A 21,519-nucleotide genomic window follows, 5' to 3' on the forward strand; every position below is an offset into this window, starting at 1 on the left:
TCATCTACGCTATTGGCACTTAACAGCTGAACCATTGCTCCATCAATTGCAAATAGAAACATGTGGGCATCTTTTATTGAAGCGGTAGTTTTGACAGTAAGAAGCAGCTTATAAAGCTCATTTATAAACCAGTTTCTATAATCAACAACCACTCGATAAGCCGTTGCATAACACTTTTCAATTTCAAAAATTGCTTTAAATGGTAAACGGTAAAATCCTTCTAAATTGGCATGTAAAAAGTAAATTTGCTTGAGTTTATCGAACACCATAAATTCGCTGTATGAATTGATAATTGAAAGGACTTTTACTTTGAGCGCATCCGTTTGAAAGGTTAAACACATCTCGATCAGTCGTGCTTTTGAATGAAAGATGTTATAGAAAGTCGCTTTGGGGATTTTGGCTTCAGCAATAATTCGGTCAACCCCGACCTTGTTAAATCCATCTTGATTAAATAAATCTTTTGCTGTGTGCAGCACTCGTAGTGCTCTAAATGAAGATTCTAAATTGTTCATATATACCGCTTAAAATAATTTTTTGTTGTATATAAAAGAGATAGAAATGCCGTTACTCTTAAATTGAGTGCTAAAAACAGGCATGTAAAAGCCGCACAATAATGGTGTGCTCGCCTACCTCGGTTTTATTGTTGCTATGTTTTAGTCGTAACGATGTTTAGGCATAAAAACCTAGGGTCGGTTAAACCGATTTATAGACTGCTTAAGCGGTATGGCTAGAGAGAGTTTGGCAAAGGCCAAAAATTGAGAAGAATTAGTACGCATAGCGGACTCCTAGATGAAATAGAAGTTCTACCAGATCACTGCTAAATGATTATGGTGGCAGAACGAAGAAGGGTTAGCAGACCAGTCATCTAGGAACTGGCACGCCCGAAGGCGTCCCTCCTCCGTCCTACCGCTACGAAGGGGGACGAACGAGTTCACCACCAAAAAATTACTTTTTTGATGTTCTAGATGAAAACGGTCTGCTAAAACCGACTGGCAATGTAGGCCAGCCCGCAAAGGATAGTATCCGCTTTTGTTGTCGTCAAGCGTGGGAAATGACATTTGTTTTAAAATAGATCCTTAAAAAGAAAGAAATTAGCCATCGGAAATGGGCTTATATATTCATAGAAAAATAAGGATATACCTTTCTTGCTTTATTAATTTAGTAACTACATAGCAAAACTATAGATTAGCTCTAGAGATGACTTATATATTTAATTTTAAGCATTAATCTTTGCAACATAATTAGAATAATAAATAAAATGGGATATGCTAAAAAAACTAGCCCTTGTTAGAGCTTCAATAAAATTATTTTTTTGTTCGCATCTCCCAGAATTTATCGCCCTCAAAATTAACATAGTCAGTTATAAAATATTCAAAGTTGACTGAACAATACCAATCTGAGCGATTATCAAAAGGTAAAGCGATAAGTACAACGCCATAATCCTTACTTTCAGGATCACACCTTAACAATAACAAATCTGAATCACCATAAAACTCACCAATTATCAAATCCCCCTTAGTGAAGTCTTTAGGCCTTAACTCTCTATAATATTTATTAGATGACTGTAACTCATCAATACTAAATATTCTCGCTCCCCATTGCCCATATTCCTCATCCTTGAATAAATCAGCCCCATTACTAACTAAGAGGAACTCCTTAAACTCTGTGGGTAATTGCAAATCGATATCATCAAATCTATCTGGTGAAATACCATTATTCAAAATACAACGAAACTGAAAAAAAGTTTTTTCTCCTCTATGAACAGCGTGCTTTAGTTCTTTACTCCAAAGAATCTCTATTTTTCTTAATGCTTCATTCACATTTTTCTCCAAAAAGAATTAAATTCTTGTTAAGGGTGTCCCTAAATTCTTCACAAGAATTTTTTGATCGCTTTTTAAGGCATCAACATTTTTAGCTGCCTTTAAATCCACACGTATTGATAATTCAATTAAAGCAGATGTTCTGTCATCCATAGTGGATGACAGAACATTCAACAGCTATATTCGCTGCTATATATTTCTTGTACAGAATAAAAATAAGGGGCTTCATCCCCTTATTTTTATCAATAAAAGTCTTTTTATATAAATATTACTTAGCTTTAAACAAGTTAAAAATTGGGTTAGAAATTTCTTGAGATTCACTCAAGTCATTACACCAATAATCCATGAAAGTGACTTTAACAAAAAACCGCTCAAATACAATTACTTTAATTGCTATACGAAACAAATTAAACTCTTGTGGATCGATTTGGTCTAAATAAACTTCTGAATGCCCCTCAAAATGATCAACTTTACTTTCTACATTTGACCATTCTGATTGCGCTAATGGGTAATTACTAGCTAATACTTGAAGTATGGATTCAGCATACTTCTGACGGCTCATTGTTTCTTGCTCTGGTCGATCCCACGCTCCAATAAATAGTTCCTTTTCTATAGGAGAGTCATATCCATCGGGTTTATAAAAAAACTCTATTTCACTTACCTCACCATGACTATAAACATCCTCAACACCATAACCAAGCGCTATAGGATCAAACATGCGTAATAACCATGCTTGAGACAATTGAACAATCCATTGATCGGTACCAAATTCCTTTATTCCCTTCAAATATGTATAAATATTTTCCGGCGGCACTTCTGCTTGCATATAAGCATCTGATATTAAATTAAAATGAGGCACACGGAAGACATCAGTATAATTAGTCTGCAAAGGAATATTAATTACATTATGTTCAGATAAGCCTTTTAAAACTCTATAATCCGTGTTTATTACATAAGCCTTTTCTGGTGACCAAAAGGCATCAGTACCCAAATGATGTTTAACTATTTCACGCTGTTCATCCACATGTTCTGTTTTTTCAAATATATCTTGTACTTGCTCAGTTAATTGAATGTAAACAGCATCATCTGATAACTTTTCTACTTTATACGCGGGGGTAGACAATAAACACTCTAAGCCAAATAAATCGACATAAGGTTTACCAAATACCGTTCCCCAATACATATCTGGTAACCAATGTTTTAGTTCATAGGAAAAAGGTGTTACCCCACGCCATCCTTCTTTAATTCCTAACTGTGGTTCCGAATGCCGATTTGCATCAATAATTGCTAAGTCCGCATTAAATTGTAAGGTAGTAGTTTTCAGATAATTTATCAATTTATGCTGATCAATTTGAGTAAACTCTGAGGTAAGATATTCCTCACTATGCGTCTCTCCATGCAGTGAAGGCCAAAAACTTCCTTGATAACGGGGCTTTTTTAAACGTTGGCACAATAATCGATCAGCAGCTCCCCCTCTGTCATTAGGAATCAGTTTTTCTATTATATCAGGTGAAAATGGGATTTTTAATGGTTCCCAAAAACCATACTTTTCTGGAAGCATTTCTGGAAAGGAATTACAGTAGTGGTGTATCCGTTTAAAAAATTCTTGGGGATCTCTCAACATATTTGGAGTAAAAATTTTGCTATAAATAGGACGCTTAAACTTCATTTGATAATTTCCTAATATGAGTGGAGAGTATTTTTGATAGGATCAAATCTTTGAATTGTCCCCTTATTAGATAAAATACTATTCTTCACTGTTTCAGATATCTTTGTATTCATATTTACTACTAAAGTAACTGGTTTTCCTGTTGCCCCATACCCCCTGAGTTGCTGGGTATCTGTAAGATATTGGACATTCTTGAACTCAACTAATGTCCCACCATTACCGAATGCATCTGGAATAATATTAATCTGTCCATCTCTCTCAGTTTTTATGGTAATCATTTGTCGATCGGTATTTCGCTTTACCCCCAATTTACTTGCAGCACTCATTTCAAATTCTTTACCGTTTAATCGGTTTCTGGTAACTACGTCTTTTTTTACTTGTAAAACTTTTAAAGTATAAGCTTGATCTACTTTTAATTTATCCAATTCAGCTTGAGCAAGCTTTAATGATTCAGCCTTCCCCGGTTTTAAATCTGTTCCAATAATAAGGTCAAAAGCTGCTAAAGCTCTATCAAAAGGAGTACTGGCAGGACCAAAAACAGTTACCAAATCATCAGCTATTCCAACAAGCTCACTTACGCCTTGATCTTTAAGTTTTTGTACAAAAACCTTTGAATCGACTATACCCTTATTTGCTTTCTTAATATCACCATAAATTTCAGCTGCTTTTACTAATAGCTTACCTGTGGTAGTTGCTAATCTAACTAAGGAGTTATTCTGAATCGCAGTATCAGCACTGTTCGCAGCAGTGTTTACATCATAACCAGTATATGCTGCAACCGTTCCAGAAACTAATTTACCTATATTCCGGATTTTTAGTTTTTCTGCATCAGTATATTCAATACCATTGGCTGGTTCTGGCATTAACCCTGCAACTATTTCACCTACACCGGCACCAATCGCACCTGCCTCACAACTAGACTTCGTTGCAGCAGCAGCAGCACATCCAACAGCGGCATGAGCAATTTTATGAATTGTATATTCAAATATATTCGGATCGACTTTATCTAAACTCGTTCCAATCTGACTAGCCAACTCTCCTTGTAAGGCCCCTGCTAGACCTGCTAGTAATGCAACTTGTAAATTATCGCCAAGATTCCCACCATTAATGGCAGTTTGTACTAAGGTGGATCCTACAGAAGTGGTAAAATTATTTACTAAACGATCTGATAGGAGAGTACTGTCAGGCTTTAAATTTAGGGCAGTACCAACTTGACTCAATAAACCAGCTGTTACCACAGATGCAGCCAAATTTTTAATGGAATCTTTACTTCCCATCTCTTTTAGGGTTTTACCAATATCCCCACCATTATTAATCAGGCCAACACTTGCCTGAGCAGCCAGACTCGTGACTGCTGCATTTGCCATTACCCCTAATGTTGACGGAACAATTGCGCCTGCCGCTGTTGTAGTCACACCAGCCGTACCCAGCATGCTCGCGCCAAGCCCCACTGTTGTACCACTTGCAGCTGTTCCACCCGCAGCTCCAGCCGCCGCTGCTGTACCAGTACCCATTGTCGCAATAGTGACTATGATGACAATTAAGGCCGCTCCGGCTCCAGTTAAACCTTGTGATTTATAATCCCAATCCTTTTGGGTAAGGAGAACCTGCTGCCAATCTACATCATTACGATTGACTAAATCTTTAAGATAAGTATTTCCAGGCTGATTCGCCAACTTTAATATTTCATCCCGAAGCACTTTTTTATTGGCATCTTTTTCGCTAATTGGAACTTGTACACTCAATCCACCCGCTGCTTTAAATATAGGTGGAGTTGGTCCATTAAAACTTGGAAGTTTGGCTGTTTCTGTAATGGAGCCTTTATCTTGCATCGATTGCCAAACAACCGAATTCTTTTCCTTTTTAATAGTGTTATTAATACTGGTGACACTTGGCTCTAAAAATATTTTACCACCGGATTCAATTGTCGCTTCTTTCAGATAATTAAACTCTGTACCGGCTAAATGGGTATCAAATCCTGACTTGGTCCCAATATATGATGCAGTTAATGTGGAAGGAATTTGGGTAACCACCTGATAACTACTGTTGGTTTTTGAAGTATTATATTTAATCCCTAATATTGAAGACTTCTTATTAACCTCCAACTGATTCTTGGAAATTTCGTTCACTGTATTAAAGTATAAATCCCCACCTGAACGGATAAATAAATCTCCACCTTCTGCTATAAACTGTCCTGAATAGATATCGATCTTATGATTTTTATTTAATTCTTTACTCTCGATATAGATATTCTTGCCACTAATATCGACTGAAGCAGGTCGTGTTGATTCATTCTCAGAAAAGGTCGTAATCGTTTTCTTTTTTAAACCACCCCATGACTTCTTCTTTTCAATTGATGTTGACCGATCATAACTTTGCTCAAGCGCCACATCAAATAGTATATTTTTATTCGATTCAATCTTAACATCCCCCTCAGAAGAGCTAATACCTACTGCTTGAAGAATCAGATTGCTTCCTTCCTGTGCTCCTGTAGTTTTTATATTGACTCCACGCTTCCCTTCCACAAGGGTCGGTGTAAGTAATGAGATCGCCTGATAGTTTTGATCCGTTTCATTGCCACGATCATAAAAATCATTATGGGCTGCAAGAATAACACCCGCATTCATGCTCATGGGTTGGCTATTCTTATCTAATGCCGTCGAGGTATAGATTTTCTCTCCAATACCTTGAGCTTCAATATTGACTTGACCATCAATAGCCAGAATATCCGCCCCCGTAATCATAATGCCTTTTCCAGAGACAATATTAACTTTCCCTGTTTCAGACCTTAAAAGACTCCCTGCGTGTTCAGCTCCGTTGGTTCCTAGACTTAAGAAGTTAATCTGTTTTGTAATATCATTAATTTCTTCTGTGTATTGTGCAACAAGTTTCTTTTGGGCCGCATTCAATACACCTAATCTATTAATTTCTTGTATTTTATTTTCGTAATACAACCTCTGTTTGGACAAATAATCAGAATGTTTTGAATACGTAGAATTATTAAAAGTATTTTTTACCCCTTCAATTTTGATGTCTCCATCAGGTGCTACAATTTTGAGGTCTTTCATGTTTCTTATTACAGTACCCTGAATTTCAACCCCTTTATTTCCTTCTAGGTGACTCCCCCCCATATTGTTGGTTAATCTGAATACTGTTTCGGAGAAATGACCATTGGCTCCACCATAACCTAATAAAGTTAACTTTCCATTTTTTGAAATAAGTTCATAATCTCCTGCAGCACCGAGCTTATGGATTTTGGGATCCAATGTTAAAGCCCCATTTGTCTGAATTGTAAGATCACCCTCTAAATTTTTTAGGGCAGGATCATTTGTGAGAACAGAACTATCCATTGCATTAAAAGTTAAGGTACCAGCAGAAGGACTGATTAAGTTATTAGCTTCTAGTGAAATCGCTCCGCCAGTATAAGTTGTCCGATTGGCGATATGATCCATACCCACCATAGATAAAATACCATTCGCTTTTAAGTTAACAGAACTCGAAGAATCCCAAACAACTGGAGTTGCTGTTGAACCATACTTACTATTGAAGTAAATGTTCTTTTTACTACTCACCGCCATGTGTTTATCAGCATTCGCTTCTATATTTTGTAAAGTCAAATGATCTTTGGCAGAAAGCTCAGTATTCCCTTTAGAATTTAATTCGCTATTTGATAATGTCGTTTTTCCCTCGCTATTAATAGATAAACCACCAACAGAGGTTGTTAAAGTGGTGTTATCAATGACGACATCTGCTTTCTTATTCTGAATCTGTAAAGATTGTCCCTGTAAAATATTCTTTCTAATATCATCATATCCATGATCACCTCTAATTGTCACATCGGTATTCGCTTGTAAAGAAATACCATTACCTGCAATCAGTTGAATATCTCCCTGTTCAGCAGTGATACGGGTAGATTTTAATTGTACATTCCCATCTCCAATTGACCCTAATATAACCCCTTTATTACCATTGATGAAGGTCATATCAGTTGTTGCGCCGTCTTGATCTGCCCAAGGAGCTGGTTCTATTTCTTGCAGTGAATTTAAAACTAGATTTTTATTCGCAAGAATCGAAGTTTTGCCTGCATTGGAATTGGCTTTGAGGCTATTGACAGTAATCCCACCAGTTAAAGCTGAAATGTTGATATCATTCTGAGCATTTAATACATTATTTAGAAATAAATCAGTTGTTTCTGCGATCAGATTAATATCTTTTTGAGAGGTGAGATTAGTATTTAATGTTAATTGACCTGCTTGCAATTGGATACTATCTTTGCTAGAGACCCCTTGAGCTGAAATACTTAAATTATTCTCGGCATCCAATGCAACTTTCCCTGTAATCTGGGGTAGAACTTTTGTTGCATTGTTCCAGACCAAATTTCGTCCACTATGAGCATTAATATTCTTGACTCGTGTTGCAGAATTTTCAAGTGCAAATCCAAGATTCTGTAAATTTACATCTCCTGAACTATATAAGTTTAAATCTTTACCCCCATAAATAGTCCCACCTCGGATATCAATTAAACCATCTGTATTTGAAGAATCTGCTTGTAGGTTTATTGAACCCAAGGATGCCTGTATCTGATTTTCGTTCAGTGAGAGCTTACCTTTTCCAGATACATTCAAATTTTGTGCTGCTATTAATTTTGCACCTTGTGCTGCAACCACATCTTTTTGTGACTGAATATAAGCAGAACCACGATTACTGGTGATGCCTGCGTTAGTTGCCAGATTGATGTTCGCTGCATCAACATATACATCCCCACTCTGTGCATCATTAAAAATTCGGCTATTCGCTGCTAAATTTAAATTACCTTTAGTATTGATCATTAAAGGAGAAGAAGCCAAGCTACCATTATTAATAATAATTTCTTTGGCATTTACATTCAGGTTATTACCTGAATCAATATTGAGCATGCTATTACTATTAATACTCCCTGATGAGTTGATATCTGCAACTGCACCAGTGCCCGTTGTCTGTATGTTCACTAAACCTTGGGTTTTACTGGTTGAACTGATTGTACCATTATGCTCAATTTTCCCTGCACTGGTAATTACCAGATTGTTGACTGCCTGAAGAGTCCCTGCATTGGTAACGCCCAAGCCCTTTTCTGTCCCCATCAAATAGATGTTATTGGCATACATCCCGCCCAGTGCTTTCACGTCCACAGCTAATGTCGGTGCAGTCCCTATTCCTGTTTTAGCCATAACATTCTGTAAATCTGCACCGATAGTATTCGCCCCTGCAATCACCTGAATATCATTTTTGGCTCGGAGTTCTGCACTAAGTTCTAATGCACGAGCATAAAGGTCTACATAATTTACATCGTTATTATTTCCCCCTAATCCAAACTTAGAGTTAGGATTTGCTGAAACCGTAATTCTCCCTTGATCAACTGTGAACTGTTTAATACTACCATCGGCATTTAATTGAGGTTTACCCGTAGTAAAAATTGCCTTATTGGCATTAATAAAGCCACCGCCTTTAATGTTAATACCAGACGGGTTGGCAATAATCACATCTGCCATTTGCCCTGCGACTTCTAAGTTACCTTCAAATCTTGAAGCAGCTGTTGAATTTACCTCATTTAAAATAACTCGCGCTTCACCAGTCGCTAAAAATGGGTTTGCCCCTACGGCCCCTACTGTTTTGGTGGTTGCTCCTGTTCGACTGTTATTTAAAACAGCACCTTCAGCCAATACATCAAACTGTTTATAGATATTGTGGGAAATACCATTTTTGGGAGTCTGAATGTTAACCACTGGAACTGTTGTACCTGCTGAGTTCTTACCAGCACCAATGACTGCTCTATTAGCAGCATTTGCTGCACTATCTGCGACAATAGCAGCATAGACAGGAGCAAATGGTACTAATAAGCTAATACTTGCTACTAATGCCTTGACATGCCACAGTTGATGAAATGATTTTTCTTGTCCTGATGATTGTCCCGAACGCTCTATTTCTGAGGAGGTAGATTGTCCTGCCGCCTTGCTCTGGCTTCTAACATTCTCCGCAACAGCCATAAACATGTTACGAGCTTTGTTAAAAACAATTCGATAAAGATTTTTATTCATAAGTCAGTTTTCTCTAATTAAAATTAATTTTGTTTCTTAAGGAAACTTAATAAAAAGCATTTAGGCTAAATCCAAATATCCAGTCTTTTTTTATACTCTGCGGAGCGATTAGGCCTCGCCCTGTAAAGGCATCAATATAAAAATGGTTCAGATAACTTCGTAGACCTACGACACTCCCCATTAGATGGCGCTGCCCAGCAATACTGTTCTTACCGTTAACCCAGCCCTGATCTACGGCAACATACATTTGTGTATTTGGAATTTTTGTATTTACGCTGATTTCCTGTTGTAAATACTGTCCGTTATCGCCTGATAGCATCAGTTCACCATCAAAACCTCGAACGCTATAACGACCACCGATATAAAAACGATCATTAGGTACTAAAACTCGTGGAGCATATTGTCCACGCCAGTTCAAACGGTATTGAGCAGGCGTATCTAAAAGCAAAAATGGCATTTGAAAACGTAAATCGGCACTCCATATTGGTGCACGGGAATACCCTTCTGATGGTAATGGATTTTTATCAATGTCCTTAATTTGTTCTTCTGGTGCTAACAACGCATCAAATGCGCCTGTGCCATGCCGATAATCCAAACCCGCATCTAATACAGCATCACCCAGATATTGGCGATGTTGTATCCCTGCATTCCAGCCTGAAGTTTTTCTACGTTGTACTTCGATTTCAATATCATCAATAAAGTTTGAATTTTGCTTATGGTAGAGCTTGCCATAGAGGCTAGTTTTATGCTGTCCACTTCGGCTAAGTACACGAGATACATTCAAATTACCCTGCTGACTTAAGCCGTGATAACGTAGTACACCATTTGCACCCAATACATTTTGCTCGTATTGATAACGGCTATAGCTAGTACTGAAATCATAATTTCCTAACGGAAGCTGATAACTTACAAAGTAGTTTTTATTTAAGTCTCGATTTAAGTTATCTAATGAATGACTAAAATTAAAAGAAAAATAATCACTTAAATAGAATGGATTATTAATATTGAGTCCAAGACTACCTATATAACGACCTGTATCTTTACTTCCTGAATTATCCAGACCAAAATTTAAATTGATTTTTGATTGTGGCTGTAACTTAATAATCAGATCACTATACCCTTTAGCTTCCTGAACAGACTCATTTGACGGCACAATTTGTATATCTACCGTATAAGCTCGTTTTAAGTTTTCGAGACCCTGATCAAGTTGTTGTAGATTAAGGACATCGCCTTCTTTAAATGGTAAAGATGCTTTAAGTTGTAATAAAGAGAGTTGCTCACCTTCAACGATGATCTTACGTAAACGCCCAATCTGCACACCAAGTCGCAAAGAACCTTGCTGAATATCTTGAGGATCAACAGTAACCTGACTGGTAATAAAACCCTTCTTAATCAATTCATTTTGGGCGAAATTAACGAGGTTACGTAAGCTTTGCGTACCGATACACTTGCCAATAATCTTCTGCGGATGATTCCAGATTGCCCGAAGCATAAAGTGAAATTTATAGTGTTCAGGGTCCTGTAACGTCTTTCTATCAAAATCAATATTCTTGACCTTAACGCATGGCTCTTCCGAAACGACTATAGTTTTAAAATCCTGCAATTGGGTAGTGACAGGTTTAGGTGCAAGCTGAGTGATTTGCTCTTCTAATTGTTGATTAAGCTCTTTTAAACGTTGTTCCTGACGTATACGATCTGGTAAAGAAATATCATCGATGGCGTATGCATGTGTAGCTACCCCATACAAAAGAAAAAAAGCGTGAGTAAAAAAAATTTTGTTTTGCATAAAATGTTATTTTTAATTTACCAAATGGATAAAAAATCAAACAAAAACTACATGAATCATTCACAATCAACAATAAATGTCATAAAAAATTCATAATTGAAACATTTTGGAAATTTTTTAAATATTTTTAATTTTTATTAATGTATACCTATAGTTTAAATATTTAGGAAACAATAGTTGTTCATTAAAATTAATTTCCATCTTCTTTTATAAAGCTATAAATTCAATTCTTTTCATATTTTTAGAATTATTTTCATTTACTAGGCCAATTTTTATTATTAAAAAAAAGAAGATTTAATAGGAGTTAAGCACTCTAAAACCACTCAACTCCTTAGAAATGCTTAATCAATCCATCAACTTTTTACGGCGATACAACCCACAATTCCCAGAAAATAACGCCGCCAACAAACAAGTAATAATCGCATAAGTCGCAACATTCATTCCAAATAGCTCAACAGCTAAAATAATAGATGTTAACGGTGCCTTACTTGCTCCAGAAAACAGACTTACCAAACCTAAGCCTGCAAGCAATGAAATTGGTAGGTCTAAAATCGCCCCTAAAGCATTCCCTAATGTCGCACCTACATAAAACAATGGCGTAATTTCACCACCTTTAAAGCCTGAACCTAAAGTGATGGCTGTAAAAATAGTCTTGTTAAAAAAGTCGTAAAACTCAATCGGTACATAAAAAGATGAAATGATTTTATCTGTACCCAAACCGTTGTATTGCTGATGCGCAGTGAACAACGTAAGTAGCATAATGACAATACCACCCACCATGGTTCTTAAAGGCAAATACCGAACGTATTTATAAAAGACGTCACTCGCAAAATGGATGGCCGCAATAAAGAAACGTGCGACTAGGCCAAAGATCAGACCTGCCACAATTAAGTTCATGAGCGTGCCAAAATGAATGGCGGGAAACTCACTAATCACATAAAAAATATGCGGATGAACAATATCAAATAGCTCAGGAATGGCCGATGCAATCAGAGCCGACACAAAACATGGAAAAATAGCTGAATATCTTAAATTACCTAAAGCAGTAATTTCTAAACCATAGATTGCACCCGCTAGAGGCAAGCCAAACACCCCTGCAAAGCCTGCACCAATACTGGCGATTAAACAGATTTTTCGGTTATCTTCCGAGACTTTTAATATATGGCTTAAGTGGTCAATTAAGGCACCTGAAAGCTGAACCGCTGGGGCCTCACGCCCTGCCGAACCACCGAATAACTGCGTTAAAATTGAAGTAATAAAAATGATGGGGCTCATTCGTTTTGGAATAAACGACTTAGGCTGGTGAATTTCATCAATCAGTAAATGAGTTCCCCGCTCAATCGGTGATCCATATTTTTTAATGAGATAACCAATACCAAAACCTACAAAAGGTAAAAAGTAGATGAGCCAGTGATGCAGACTTCGAACTTTATTCGAAATATCAAAAGCGACAAAAATTAAAGTCGATGCCAACCCCGCTACGACTCCAATCACGATCGAGATGACGAGCCAATAGACACTGTATTTTAGAATTTGATCATATTCAGATGAAGGTAGAATTTTCATTCGCTTTCTTCAATTCGCCTTTGAGTGAGTGCCAAATTCTCAAATTGTTTTTATGCTGCCAGCTCATTAAGTGAGAAATGCTTAAACTGGGCTAAAAATTAAAGCCCGCATAAGCGAGCTTTCAATACAGTGATTAATTTTCATATCACTAAACTGTGAGGAATATCTCATAATTAGTGCTAATTTTCAAGCTGAAAATGGTTAACGAGTACTGCGAAAAATAACGAACTAAGTGAATAAATAAGCATTCGATTTGACCCAGTTAAACTGATGCTTAAGTGAGCCAAATCATTTATTCAAAACTTAATTAATACTCGCAATCACAGTTTCTGCATGACAGGTCGCGCCCTTCTCTGCGCCAATCTGAATAACACCACTGCGGTGTGCCAGTACCTGCACTTCCATTTTCATGGCCTCCATAATCGCAACCACTTGGCCTTCGGTGACTTGCTCACCATTTTCGACTTTCCAAGTGCTAATCACACCATTAATTGGGGCAAGTAAATGCTCGGCACTCACTTCTGGCTCGGTTGTTTGGGCTGGAGCTGCGGTTGCTGGACCTTGTGCAAACATCCCCGCAGGTAAACCTAAACGGTGTAACTTACCATCAATTTCAATGTAGCTCAGTAACATCGATTGTTGATGGTTTGGAATGCCACGTTTAGTTGGCTTTAATTCTTGTTTAAAGTCATTTTCAATCCAGCGCGTGTGTACATTAAATTCATCTGTAAAGTCAGGTTCATTAAGTACCGCGCGGTGAAAATCTAAAACCGAAGCTACGCCTTCAATTTTAAATTGTTTTAAAGCACGTTTAGCGCGAGCAATTGCAACTTCGCGGGTTGGACCAGTCACAATTAGCTTTGCCATAAGTGAATCAAAGTGACTCGACACCAATGACTCAGTTCGAACACCTGTGTCGACTCGTACACCGTTACCAAACGGCGCTTCAAATAAACTCAATACACCAAAGGCCGGAATAAAACCACGCGCTGGGTCTTCGGCATTAATACGAAACTCAATGGCATGGCCTTGTGCTTTTGGAGTTTCTTTAATAGAAAGCGCTTCACCTTGTGCAACACGAATTTGTTCCACCACCAAATCGACTTTCGACGTTTCTTCGGTAACAGGATGCTCAACTTGCAAGCGTGTGTTTACTTCTAAGAATGAAAGCTTGCCGTCACAACTGAGTAAATATTCAACTGTACCTGCACCCACATAGTTTGCAGCCTGACAAATATTTTTTGCCGAGGTTAAAATTTGTTGGTAAATCTCATCGCTAATAAATGGCGCGGGCGCTTCTTCGACTAACTTTTGGTTACGGCGTTGCAACGAGCAATCACGTGTACCAAGTACCACAATATTGTTATGTTGGTCTGCTATCACCTGCGCTTCTACATGACGCGGTTTATCTAAATATTGCTCGACAAAACATTCACCACGGCCAAAGGCAGCTTTTGCTTCACGTACTGCCGACTCATAAAGCTCTTTGACTTCTTCGAGTTTCCACGCGACTTTTAAGCCGCGGCCACCGCCACCAAATGCAGCTTTAATGGCAATTGGTAAACCATATTGTTTGGCAAACTCTAAAGCTTCATCTGCATTATTGAGTGGATCTTGCGTACCCTGAACCAACGGCGCACCAACCGAAGCTGCAATTTTACGTGCTTCGATTTTATCGCCTAGTTTTTCAATGGCACTTGGTGATGGCCCGACCCATTTTAAACCTGCATCAATCACAGCTTGAGCAAACTCAGCACGCTCAGATAAAAAGCCGTAACCCGGATGCACCATAGTCGCTTTTGATTTCTTTGCAACTTCAATAATCGCAGGAATATTTAGGTAAGTCTCGCTGGCAGTCGCACCAGTCAAGCCCCATGCTTCATCTGCAAGTTCGACATGCATGCTGCCAATATCATCATCTGCATATAACGCGACTGATGAAATTCCCATATCACGGCAAGCATGGATAATACGAACGGCAATTTCACCACGGTTAGCAATCAATAATTTTTCTGTATTCATCATTCATTCTCAAAATCTGTAAATTCGGCAATTTTTTTAAATTTGATGCGGCAACCTGCTGGAATCTGTGCCACCAAATCCCAATGGTGTTTAGCAACAGAACCAATGACCGGATATCCGCCCGTTAAAGGATGATCATTCATAAACAAAACAGGCTGACCACTCGGTGGAATCTGCAAAGCACCAATACATGTGCCTTCACTTTCCAACTCGTAGGTAATTTTGCGAGTTAGAGGCTGTGCACCTGAAAGTCTTAGCCCGACTCGGTTGCTTTCATTGGTCACGAGCCATTCTTGCTGACAGAGCATTTCAATACTGTCTTGTTCAAACCAGTCTGTACGTGGCCCCATCACAATATCTAGCTCAACGACTTCGCCAGTTTTTGGTAAGTCGGTTTTACCTACTTCATTTACGCTAATGTTGGTTGCCTTTACCTGCCCTTGGTAAATGGTATCTCCAAGCTTTAAAGGTTCTGGACCTAACACTGCCAAGCTGTCAAACGAGGCACTATTGAGTACTGGTTCAACGTCTATACCACCACGAACTGCCAAATAATTTCTTAAACCTGCTGTTGGTGGCTGAATTTGGAATTCATCGCCTTCATCCAAATCAATCGGTTGATAGCTTACAAAGTCTATAGTTTGCCCATCTGCAAATTTCACACGAATGGTTGAGATGGCCCCAGCCACCGCAATAACACCCGCATGCTGCATTTTGGCTTTTAGGCCGCCATTTAAAACTTCAATGACAGGTGTGTCGGTTGGGTTCCCGACAATACGGTTAGCACTGTGCATGGCAGACAAGTCCATTGCACCCGCTACACCAACACCAATATTGGTCTGGTTTAAGCGCCCTTCATCTTGAATGAGCATTTGTAAACTTGGCGCAGTGATTTTAAACAGTGGCACCGATTGTTTCGGCTCAACCTTAGGCGTAATTTGCTGCGGTACAGTCACTGTCGTTGGGTTATGCGTCACATCTTCAAAATGTACGGTCATACCCGGTAAAAGTAGTGCTGGATTTTTACGCTCTAAATCCCACATTTTTTCTGATGTTGTCCCGATCAGCTGCCAACCACCCGGACTGTCTTTTGGGTAAATACCAGAGTATTTTCCAGCCAAGCCCAAAGAACCTGACGGTATTTTTTTACGAGGAACCGTTAAGCGTGGAATATCGGTAAAAGGCTTATCGGGGCTGCTCATATACGCAAAGCCCGGCGCAAAACCAATAAAAGCCACATTCCACACACTTTGGTGATGTTTTCTAACCACATCGGCAACAGATAAACCTTGCAGCTCGGCAACCTGAGCAAGGTCTTCGCCGTTATAGCAAATCGGCACAATTACTTCTTGGCCGCTACGCACAAATCCAGAATCAATTTTGAGACTCTGAATTGAAGCAACTAGCGTTTTAAAGTTGGTTTCGATCTCGTTAAAAAAAACCAAAATTGTTTTTGCAGCAGGGACTAAGTCTTTAATTCCATTCAATTGCGTATTTTGCAATTTATTGTACAACGCCAAAGTTTCCTCTAAGCTCGCCAGCTCAATTAGAAAACAATCGGCGTTTACCGATAAAAAACGCATTTGCTTATCCTTTTAATTCTTCTTTAGTCCAGTTAGCCAATCCAAGCACGGTCAGGAATGTCGGTAATAAACATGTGACCCGGTGCATGACTAATCGCAAAAGGAATTTTTGAGTTCATGACTGCCGCTTGCGGTGTTACCCCACATGCCCAAAATACTGGAATTTCACCCGCTTCAATGCGAGAAGCATCACCAAAATCTGGCTTATTTACATCTAAAATTCCTAAGCTTTCAGGGTGCCCAATATGTACAGGTGCGCCGTGTACACTCGGCATACGTGCTGTAATTTTTACCGCTTCACTAATTTGATGCGATGGAATTGGTCGCATGGAAACCACCATATTTCCTGAAATACGCCCTGCTGGTTCGCACTTTATATTGCTCAGATACATCGGTACATTGGTGTCGTCATGAATATGGCGAACTTCAATACCCGCTTCTTGCAAAGCTGTTTCAAACGAAAAGCTACAACCAATTAAGAAAGTCACCAAATCAGGATGAGCATTATAAATCTCTCTTGCATCGGTCACTTCATCGACCATTTCGCCATCTTTCCAAATGCGATAACGTGGGAAGTCGGTTCGAATGTCTGAGTCTGCCGCAAGCTTAGTTGCATAGATGCCTTCTTCGAGCACATCAAGCACTGGGCAGCTTTGCGGGTTACGGTGTGCATAGAGTAAAAAGTCATACGCCCACTCTTTTGGCACCGAAATCATGTTGACCTGCGTCATGCCCGCAGCCATGCCTGCTGTCGGTTTATCAAAGCCAGCACGGATTTTTAAACGCGCATCTAATGCGGCTTCAAGCTGAGCTGGGTCGACTTTAATATCCTTATACATGGTGCTCATCCTTATGCTTTATTTACAAATGGGCGGATTTCAATATTGTTTTTTACAAGCTCAGCTTTAATGGCTGCCGACATCTCTAGCGCACCGTCAGTGTCGCCGTGTAGGCAAATGGTGTCGGCTTGAATTGGGGTAAATACGCCGTCAATTGACTCAACTCCACCATTTTTGAGCATAGACACCACACGGCTTGCAACAAATGCCGAGTCGTGTAAAACCGCACCTTCTAGACGGCGGGAAACCAATGAACCATCGCTGTTATAAGCACGGTCAGCAAATGCTTCTGATACAACTTTTAAACCCGCTGCTCGTGCCTGTTCGACTAAGTTAGAACCTGCCAAAGCCACTAAAACCAGTTCAGGGTTATACATTTTAATGGCATCAATCACGGCTGCTGCCTGAGCTTGGTCATGTGCAATGGTGTTATAAAGCGCGCCATGTGGTTTAACGTATTGCACTTTTGAGCCTGCCACTTTAGCCAAACCATCGAGTGCAGAAATTTGGTAAAGCACATCGGCAATCAATTCGTCACGTGACAAATCCATATTACGGCGGCCAAAGCCTACAAGGTCTGGATAAGACACGTGAGCGCCAATGGTCACACCAAGCTCAACGGCTTTACGAACCGTTTTTAAAATGCCGAGTGGGTCGCCAGCATGGAAGCCACAAGCAATATTGGCACTGGTCACGACAGGTAAAATCTGGTCATCATTACCCATTTTCCATGAGCCAAAGCTTTCACCCAAATCACTATTTAAATCTACAAACATGGCATTATTCCTTTATCACTTCACGCAGTCTGGCTTAAAGCTTGGTCAAATAGTTAAACACAGTCGTAAACGACATGTAGCCCATCCACCACGTTAACAGACATGTTAACCCACCCAAAATAAGCAACCATTTTGGATAGTTATAATTACCCATCAAATCTTTACGGCACGCGGCAACATACACAAAAATTGTAAGGCCAATTGGCAACACCAAACCGTTAAAACCGCCTACAAAAATAAGTAGACCTGCCGGAGTTGCACCCAATAACACATAGAGCAATAAAGCCAATGCAATAAAGGTAATGGTCGTATAGTTGGTTTGTTTTGGTTTTAAGTTCTTTTTAAATGCAGTAAAGAATGACACCGAAGTATATGCTGCGCCAATGGTGCTACTAATCCCGGCTGCCCAGAAAATTAAGCCGAATAATTTAAAACCAAATGTACCCGCTGCATATTGGAATGCTTGAGCTGCAGGATTGGCGTCATGGCTGGCTAAATCAATCGTTGCACCGCTCACCACCACACCTAAAAAAGCCAAGAACAGCACATAGCGCATGATGCCGACTACAACAATGCCCTTGGTCGCAGCTTTAGCAACTTCATCAATATTTTCAGGGCCAACAGCGCCTTTATCGAGTAAACGGTGTGCTCCCGCGTAACAGATATAGCCACCAACCGTACCGCCAACAATGGTGGTAATAATGGCAAAGTCGATCTGATCTGGCGCAAAGGTTTGATGTACAGCTTGCCCAACAGGAGGCATCACAATGACAGCAACGATAATAATCAGGAGGATTTTAAGCAATCCCAACACGATCATGCTTTTATCCATGGCAAGCGTTGCTTTTCTTGAGGCAAAAATCAAAATGGCTAATGCACCACTTAAAATACCGCCCCACTTTGTGTCTAGGCCAAAAAGCGCATTTAAACCTAAAGCTGCACCGGCAATGTTACCGACACTAAAGAAAAACCCGCCTAAAATCACCAGAAACGCCAGTAAATAACCACTACCCGGTAATGCTTTATTGGCAATATCTGATGCACGCATTTGAGTAAGTGTCACCACACGCCAAATGTTTTGTTGAACCACATAATCAATCAGAATGGAAACTAAAATGGCAAAGCCAAATGCCGCGCCTAACTTGACTGTAAATACAGCAGTTTGGGTTAAAAATCCGGGCCCCATTGCAGAGGTCGCCATCATAAAGATCGAGGCCACAATGGCCCATTGGCGATCAGATAAAAAAGAAGATTTCAGTAAAGACATATTAATGCGTTCCTCATCCATTTGAGCTTAACAACGCTATTTTCAAGTTGAACCAAGAACACCATTTTTTGTCCCAAACGATATTCTTTAATCCTTTAAAATGACAAAGATTCCCTGCTCCCCAATCAACACAATCGGTGATCAAATCTTGTGTCTAAAATAAAAACATAGCTAATCCCTACGGACAATAAGACTTTTTACATAAAATTAAAAATTCAAATATTTGATTTTTAATAATTTATTAATTATTAGAAGATCAGGATAAGCTTTACTTATTGAAGTTAATAAGCTGCCTTTATTGTTTTACATACAAAACAGCTTATTTTTTTATTTGCTCATTGAGTCTTTTCATAGCGCATTCAGATACTTTAACCGCGACTTCGGTCAATTTCTCTTTTAAGGCAACATCATTTCCTTGAATGTAAATCGAGGTGAAATGAAAGGTTTTTAACTGAATAGGCGTATTTAATATTTCTAGTCGCCCATCAGTAATTTCTTTTAACGCCGTTAAGGTCGGCACCACCGCAATACCTAAGCCCTGCTCGGCTAAACGCAACAGCGTTGCCAATGAATAACTGGTAATTGAAAGTGGTTCATCAATCCCTTGCTCTTTCATTCGTGCTTTCAATTCTTTATAGGGATAGGTAATTTTTGGATAAGTTAAAATGGTATGTGACATTAATGTTTTAAAAGACATTTGAGCAACTCCACCTTTAAATGAAGGTGAAGCTAAGAAACTGAGTTCAAAGTCACACAAAGCTTGTTCAATACACTCAAAAGCTAAAGTTGGCCCAAGTAAAAAAGCCATGTCTAAGTCACCTGTCCGAACACCTTCTTGTAAGTTAGGCGTAAGGTCCACTACAATTTCTACTGAAATTTTGGGGAACTCTTGCTGAACCTTTTCGATATATTCAACCAACCATGTATAAACAATAGTTTCGGAAACTCCCAAACGAATGGTGCCAGTCAGGTGCTGATTTTCAGTCAGTTCAGCCACCAGATCGGTCTCTAGTCGCATAAATTTTTCGGCGTACTTAAATAAAGTTAAACCTTTGTGTGTTGGTTTAAGCTGCCGATAACTTCGATCTAAAACTTTAAAGCCTAATTCATTTTCAAGAGATGTGATTTTTTGAGAGACCGCAGGCTGGGTGGTTTGTAATTTAGTCGCGGCCTTATTGAAGCTCTTTAAAGTCACAACCCAATAAAATGCTTCAAGATTCTTTAAATTCACGTGTCATCCTGTCTTAAAAAACTCCTTTACTTTTATAGTATGGGAGTTGTTAGCGTAATTAGGCTAGCAATAAATAAATTTTTAAATAAAATTAGCCATCAAAACTTTTAAATGCCTTAGAAAGCTGACTAATTGTTTTGATCTGTTTTGAATAACGGCGGCATGAGCGGCACGCCAATAAATGCAGTTGTAAACCACTTTGCTCACGTAATAACAATGGTCTATCTTGCTTTTCAGACAACAGTTGAGTGGCTTGTCGACATGTCAGCATGAACAATCCTCCTTCAATAACCATTTATTTTCTAAACATTCACGTAGTCGGGTACGACTCCGATACATCAACACATTAAAGTTTGAGATAGATAATTCCAACTTGCTACAAATCTCATTAGAACTCAGCTCTATCACCTCTCTCATCATAAAAACTTGAGCATATTTGGCAGGTAAATGATTTAAACAAGCTTCAAAAATTATCCAGAAATCTGCCTGCTCCATCATCTCTTCAGGGCTTTGCCACGCTTGAGGCGCTTCATATTTGTGCCAATGTCCAGAAGCATCAAACAGTGCATCAATACTCAGTTCACTTTCCTCATCTTTAAATAATTCAGTCATTGCGACCAAGCGTGACTTTTGCCGAATCACATCAATAATTTTATTTTTTAAAATGGCAAATACCCATGTTTTAAACGCAGCACGTCCTTTAAATGAATCTAAATGCTGGAAAGCACTCGTTAATGCCTCTTGCACCACATCTTCAGCTTGAGGAAGAGAAGAAAGCTGTAAAAAAGCAAATTTTATCATTTGCTGTCTTAAGTCTTGTAAAAAGGCTGGATTATGCAGCTGATCCCCTATTTCTTCATGATCTGATGCCACGGCTGAAGTCATC

The 21,519-nt window shown here is 39.0% G+C and carries 14 protein-coding genes; all 14 read right to left on the bottom strand.

What is annotated here, in order from left to right:
• Positions 1-512: TetR/AcrR family transcriptional regulator (locus J536_RS18395; RefSeq protein ID WP_032063559.1), on the bottom strand; the 512-nt coding region annotated here is incomplete at its 3' end.
• 792 nt (positions 513-1,304) lie between these two features.
• Entirely contained in the window at positions 1,305-1,820 is a 516-nt protein-coding gene (locus J536_RS18400; protein ID WP_005070062.1) for an SMI1/KNR4 family protein, read from the bottom strand.
• A 268-nt stretch (positions 1,821-2,088) separates the two neighbouring features.
• Complete coding sequence (locus J536_RS18405; protein ID WP_005070065.1) at positions 2,089-3,489, bottom strand: hypothetical protein; 1,401 nt, start codon at positions 3,487-3,489, stop codon at positions 2,089-2,091.
• An 11-nt stretch (positions 3,490-3,500) separates the two neighbouring features.
• Positions 3,501-9,563, bottom strand: coding sequence for a DUF637 domain-containing protein (locus J536_RS18410; RefSeq protein WP_032063561.1), 6,063 nt, complete (start codon positions 9,561-9,563; stop codon positions 3,501-3,503).
• Positions 9,564-9,609: 46 nt separating this feature from the next.
• A complete protein-coding gene (locus J536_RS18415) occupies positions 9,610-11,349 on the bottom strand; it encodes a ShlB/FhaC/HecB family hemolysin secretion/activation protein (RefSeq protein ID WP_032063563.1) in 1,740 nt (579 codons plus the stop codon).
• Between the two features lie 345 nt (positions 11,350-11,694).
• Positions 11,695-12,915, bottom strand: coding sequence for a chloride channel protein (locus tag J536_RS18420; RefSeq protein WP_032063565.1), 1,221 nt, complete (start codon positions 12,913-12,915; stop codon positions 11,695-11,697).
• Positions 12,916-13,218: 303 nt separating this feature from the next.
• On the bottom strand, positions 13,219-14,937 hold the full coding sequence (locus J536_RS18425; RefSeq protein WP_032056507.1) for an acetyl/propionyl/methylcrotonyl-CoA carboxylase subunit alpha: 1,719 nt from the start codon (positions 14,935-14,937) through the stop codon (positions 13,219-13,221).
• Positions 14,937-16,520, bottom strand: a complete 1,584-nt coding sequence (locus J536_RS18430; protein WP_032056509.1) for an urea amidolyase family protein — start codon at positions 16,518-16,520, stop codon at positions 14,937-14,939. Before J536_RS18430 ends, J536_RS18425 begins: the two co-directional genes overlap by 1 nt.
• 32 nt (positions 16,521-16,552) lie before the next feature.
• Positions 16,553-17,368: a putative hydro-lyase gene (locus J536_RS18435; RefSeq protein ID WP_080776972.1), complete on the bottom strand. Its 816-nt coding sequence runs from the start codon at positions 17,366-17,368 to the stop codon at positions 16,553-16,555.
• Positions 17,369-17,370: 2 nt separating this feature from the next.
• Positions 17,371-18,135, bottom strand: a complete 765-nt coding sequence (locus J536_RS18440) for a LamB/YcsF family protein (RefSeq protein ID WP_000496072.1) — start codon at positions 18,133-18,135, stop codon at positions 17,371-17,373.
• 34 nt (positions 18,136-18,169) lie between these two features.
• A complete protein-coding gene (locus tag J536_RS18445) occupies positions 18,170-19,423 on the bottom strand; it encodes an NRAMP family divalent metal transporter (RefSeq protein WP_079377711.1) in 1,254 nt (417 codons plus the stop codon).
• 298 nt (positions 19,424-19,721) lie between these two features.
• Positions 19,722-20,633 carry a LysR family transcriptional regulator MumR gene (gene mumR, locus J536_RS18450; protein ID WP_014206319.1) on the bottom strand — a complete coding sequence of 304 codons (912 nt, stop codon included), beginning with the start codon at positions 20,631-20,633 and terminating at the stop codon, positions 19,722-19,724.
• A 91-nt stretch (positions 20,634-20,724) separates the two neighbouring features.
• On the bottom strand, positions 20,725-20,904 hold the full coding sequence (locus J536_RS18455; protein WP_002163210.1) for a zf-HC2 domain-containing protein: 180 nt from the start codon (positions 20,902-20,904) through the stop codon (positions 20,725-20,727).
• Positions 20,898-21,518, bottom strand: coding sequence for an RNA polymerase factor sigma-70 (locus J536_RS18460; protein WP_032056514.1), 621 nt, complete (start codon positions 21,516-21,518; stop codon positions 20,898-20,900). The genes J536_RS18455 and J536_RS18460 overlap by 7 nt, the downstream gene beginning before the upstream one ends.
• Between the last annotated feature and the right edge of the window lies 1 nt (position 21,519).

Source organism: Acinetobacter sp. 809848 (assembly GCF_000581275.1).
In the GTDB taxonomy this organism is placed as follows: Bacteria; Pseudomonadota; Gammaproteobacteria; order Pseudomonadales; family Moraxellaceae; genus Acinetobacter; species Acinetobacter pittii.

Coding starts and splice junctions, on each gene's coding strand:
- J536_RS18405 (WP_005070065.1), bottom strand. CDS start 3,489: ATGAAGTTTAAGCGTCCTATTTATAGCAAAATTTTTACTCCAAATATG.
- J536_RS18410 (WP_032063561.1), bottom strand. CDS start 9,563: ATGAATAAAAATCTTTATCGAATTGTTTTTAACAAAGCTCGTAACATG.
- J536_RS18415 (WP_032063563.1), bottom strand. CDS start 11,349: ATGCAAAACAAAATTTTTTTTACTCACGCTTTTTTTCTTTTGTATGGG.
- J536_RS18420 (WP_032063565.1), bottom strand. CDS start 12,915: ATGAAAATTCTACCTTCATCTGAATATGATCAAATTCTAAAATACAGT.
- J536_RS18425 (WP_032056507.1), bottom strand. CDS start 14,937: ATGAATACAGAAAAATTATTGATTGCTAACCGTGGTGAAATTGCCGTT.
- J536_RS18430 (WP_032056509.1), bottom strand. CDS start 16,520: ATGCGTTTTTTATCGGTAAACGCCGATTGTTTTCTAATTGAGCTGGCG.
- J536_RS18435 (WP_080776972.1), bottom strand. CDS start 17,368: ATGAGCACCATGTATAAGGATATTAAAGTCGACCCAGCTCAGCTTGAA.
- J536_RS18440 (WP_000496072.1), bottom strand. CDS start 18,135: ATGTTTGTAGATTTAAATAGTGATTTGGGTGAAAGCTTTGGCTCATGG.
- J536_RS18445 (WP_079377711.1), bottom strand. CDS start 19,423: ATGGATGAGGAACGCATTAATATGTCTTTACTGAAATCTTCTTTTTTA.
- J536_RS18455 (WP_002163210.1), bottom strand. CDS start 20,904: ATGCTGACATGTCGACAAGCCACTCAACTGTTGTCTGAAAAGCAAGAT.
- J536_RS18460 (WP_032056514.1), bottom strand. CDS start 21,518: ATGACTTCAGCCGTGGCATCAGATCATGAAGAAATAGGGGATCAGCTG.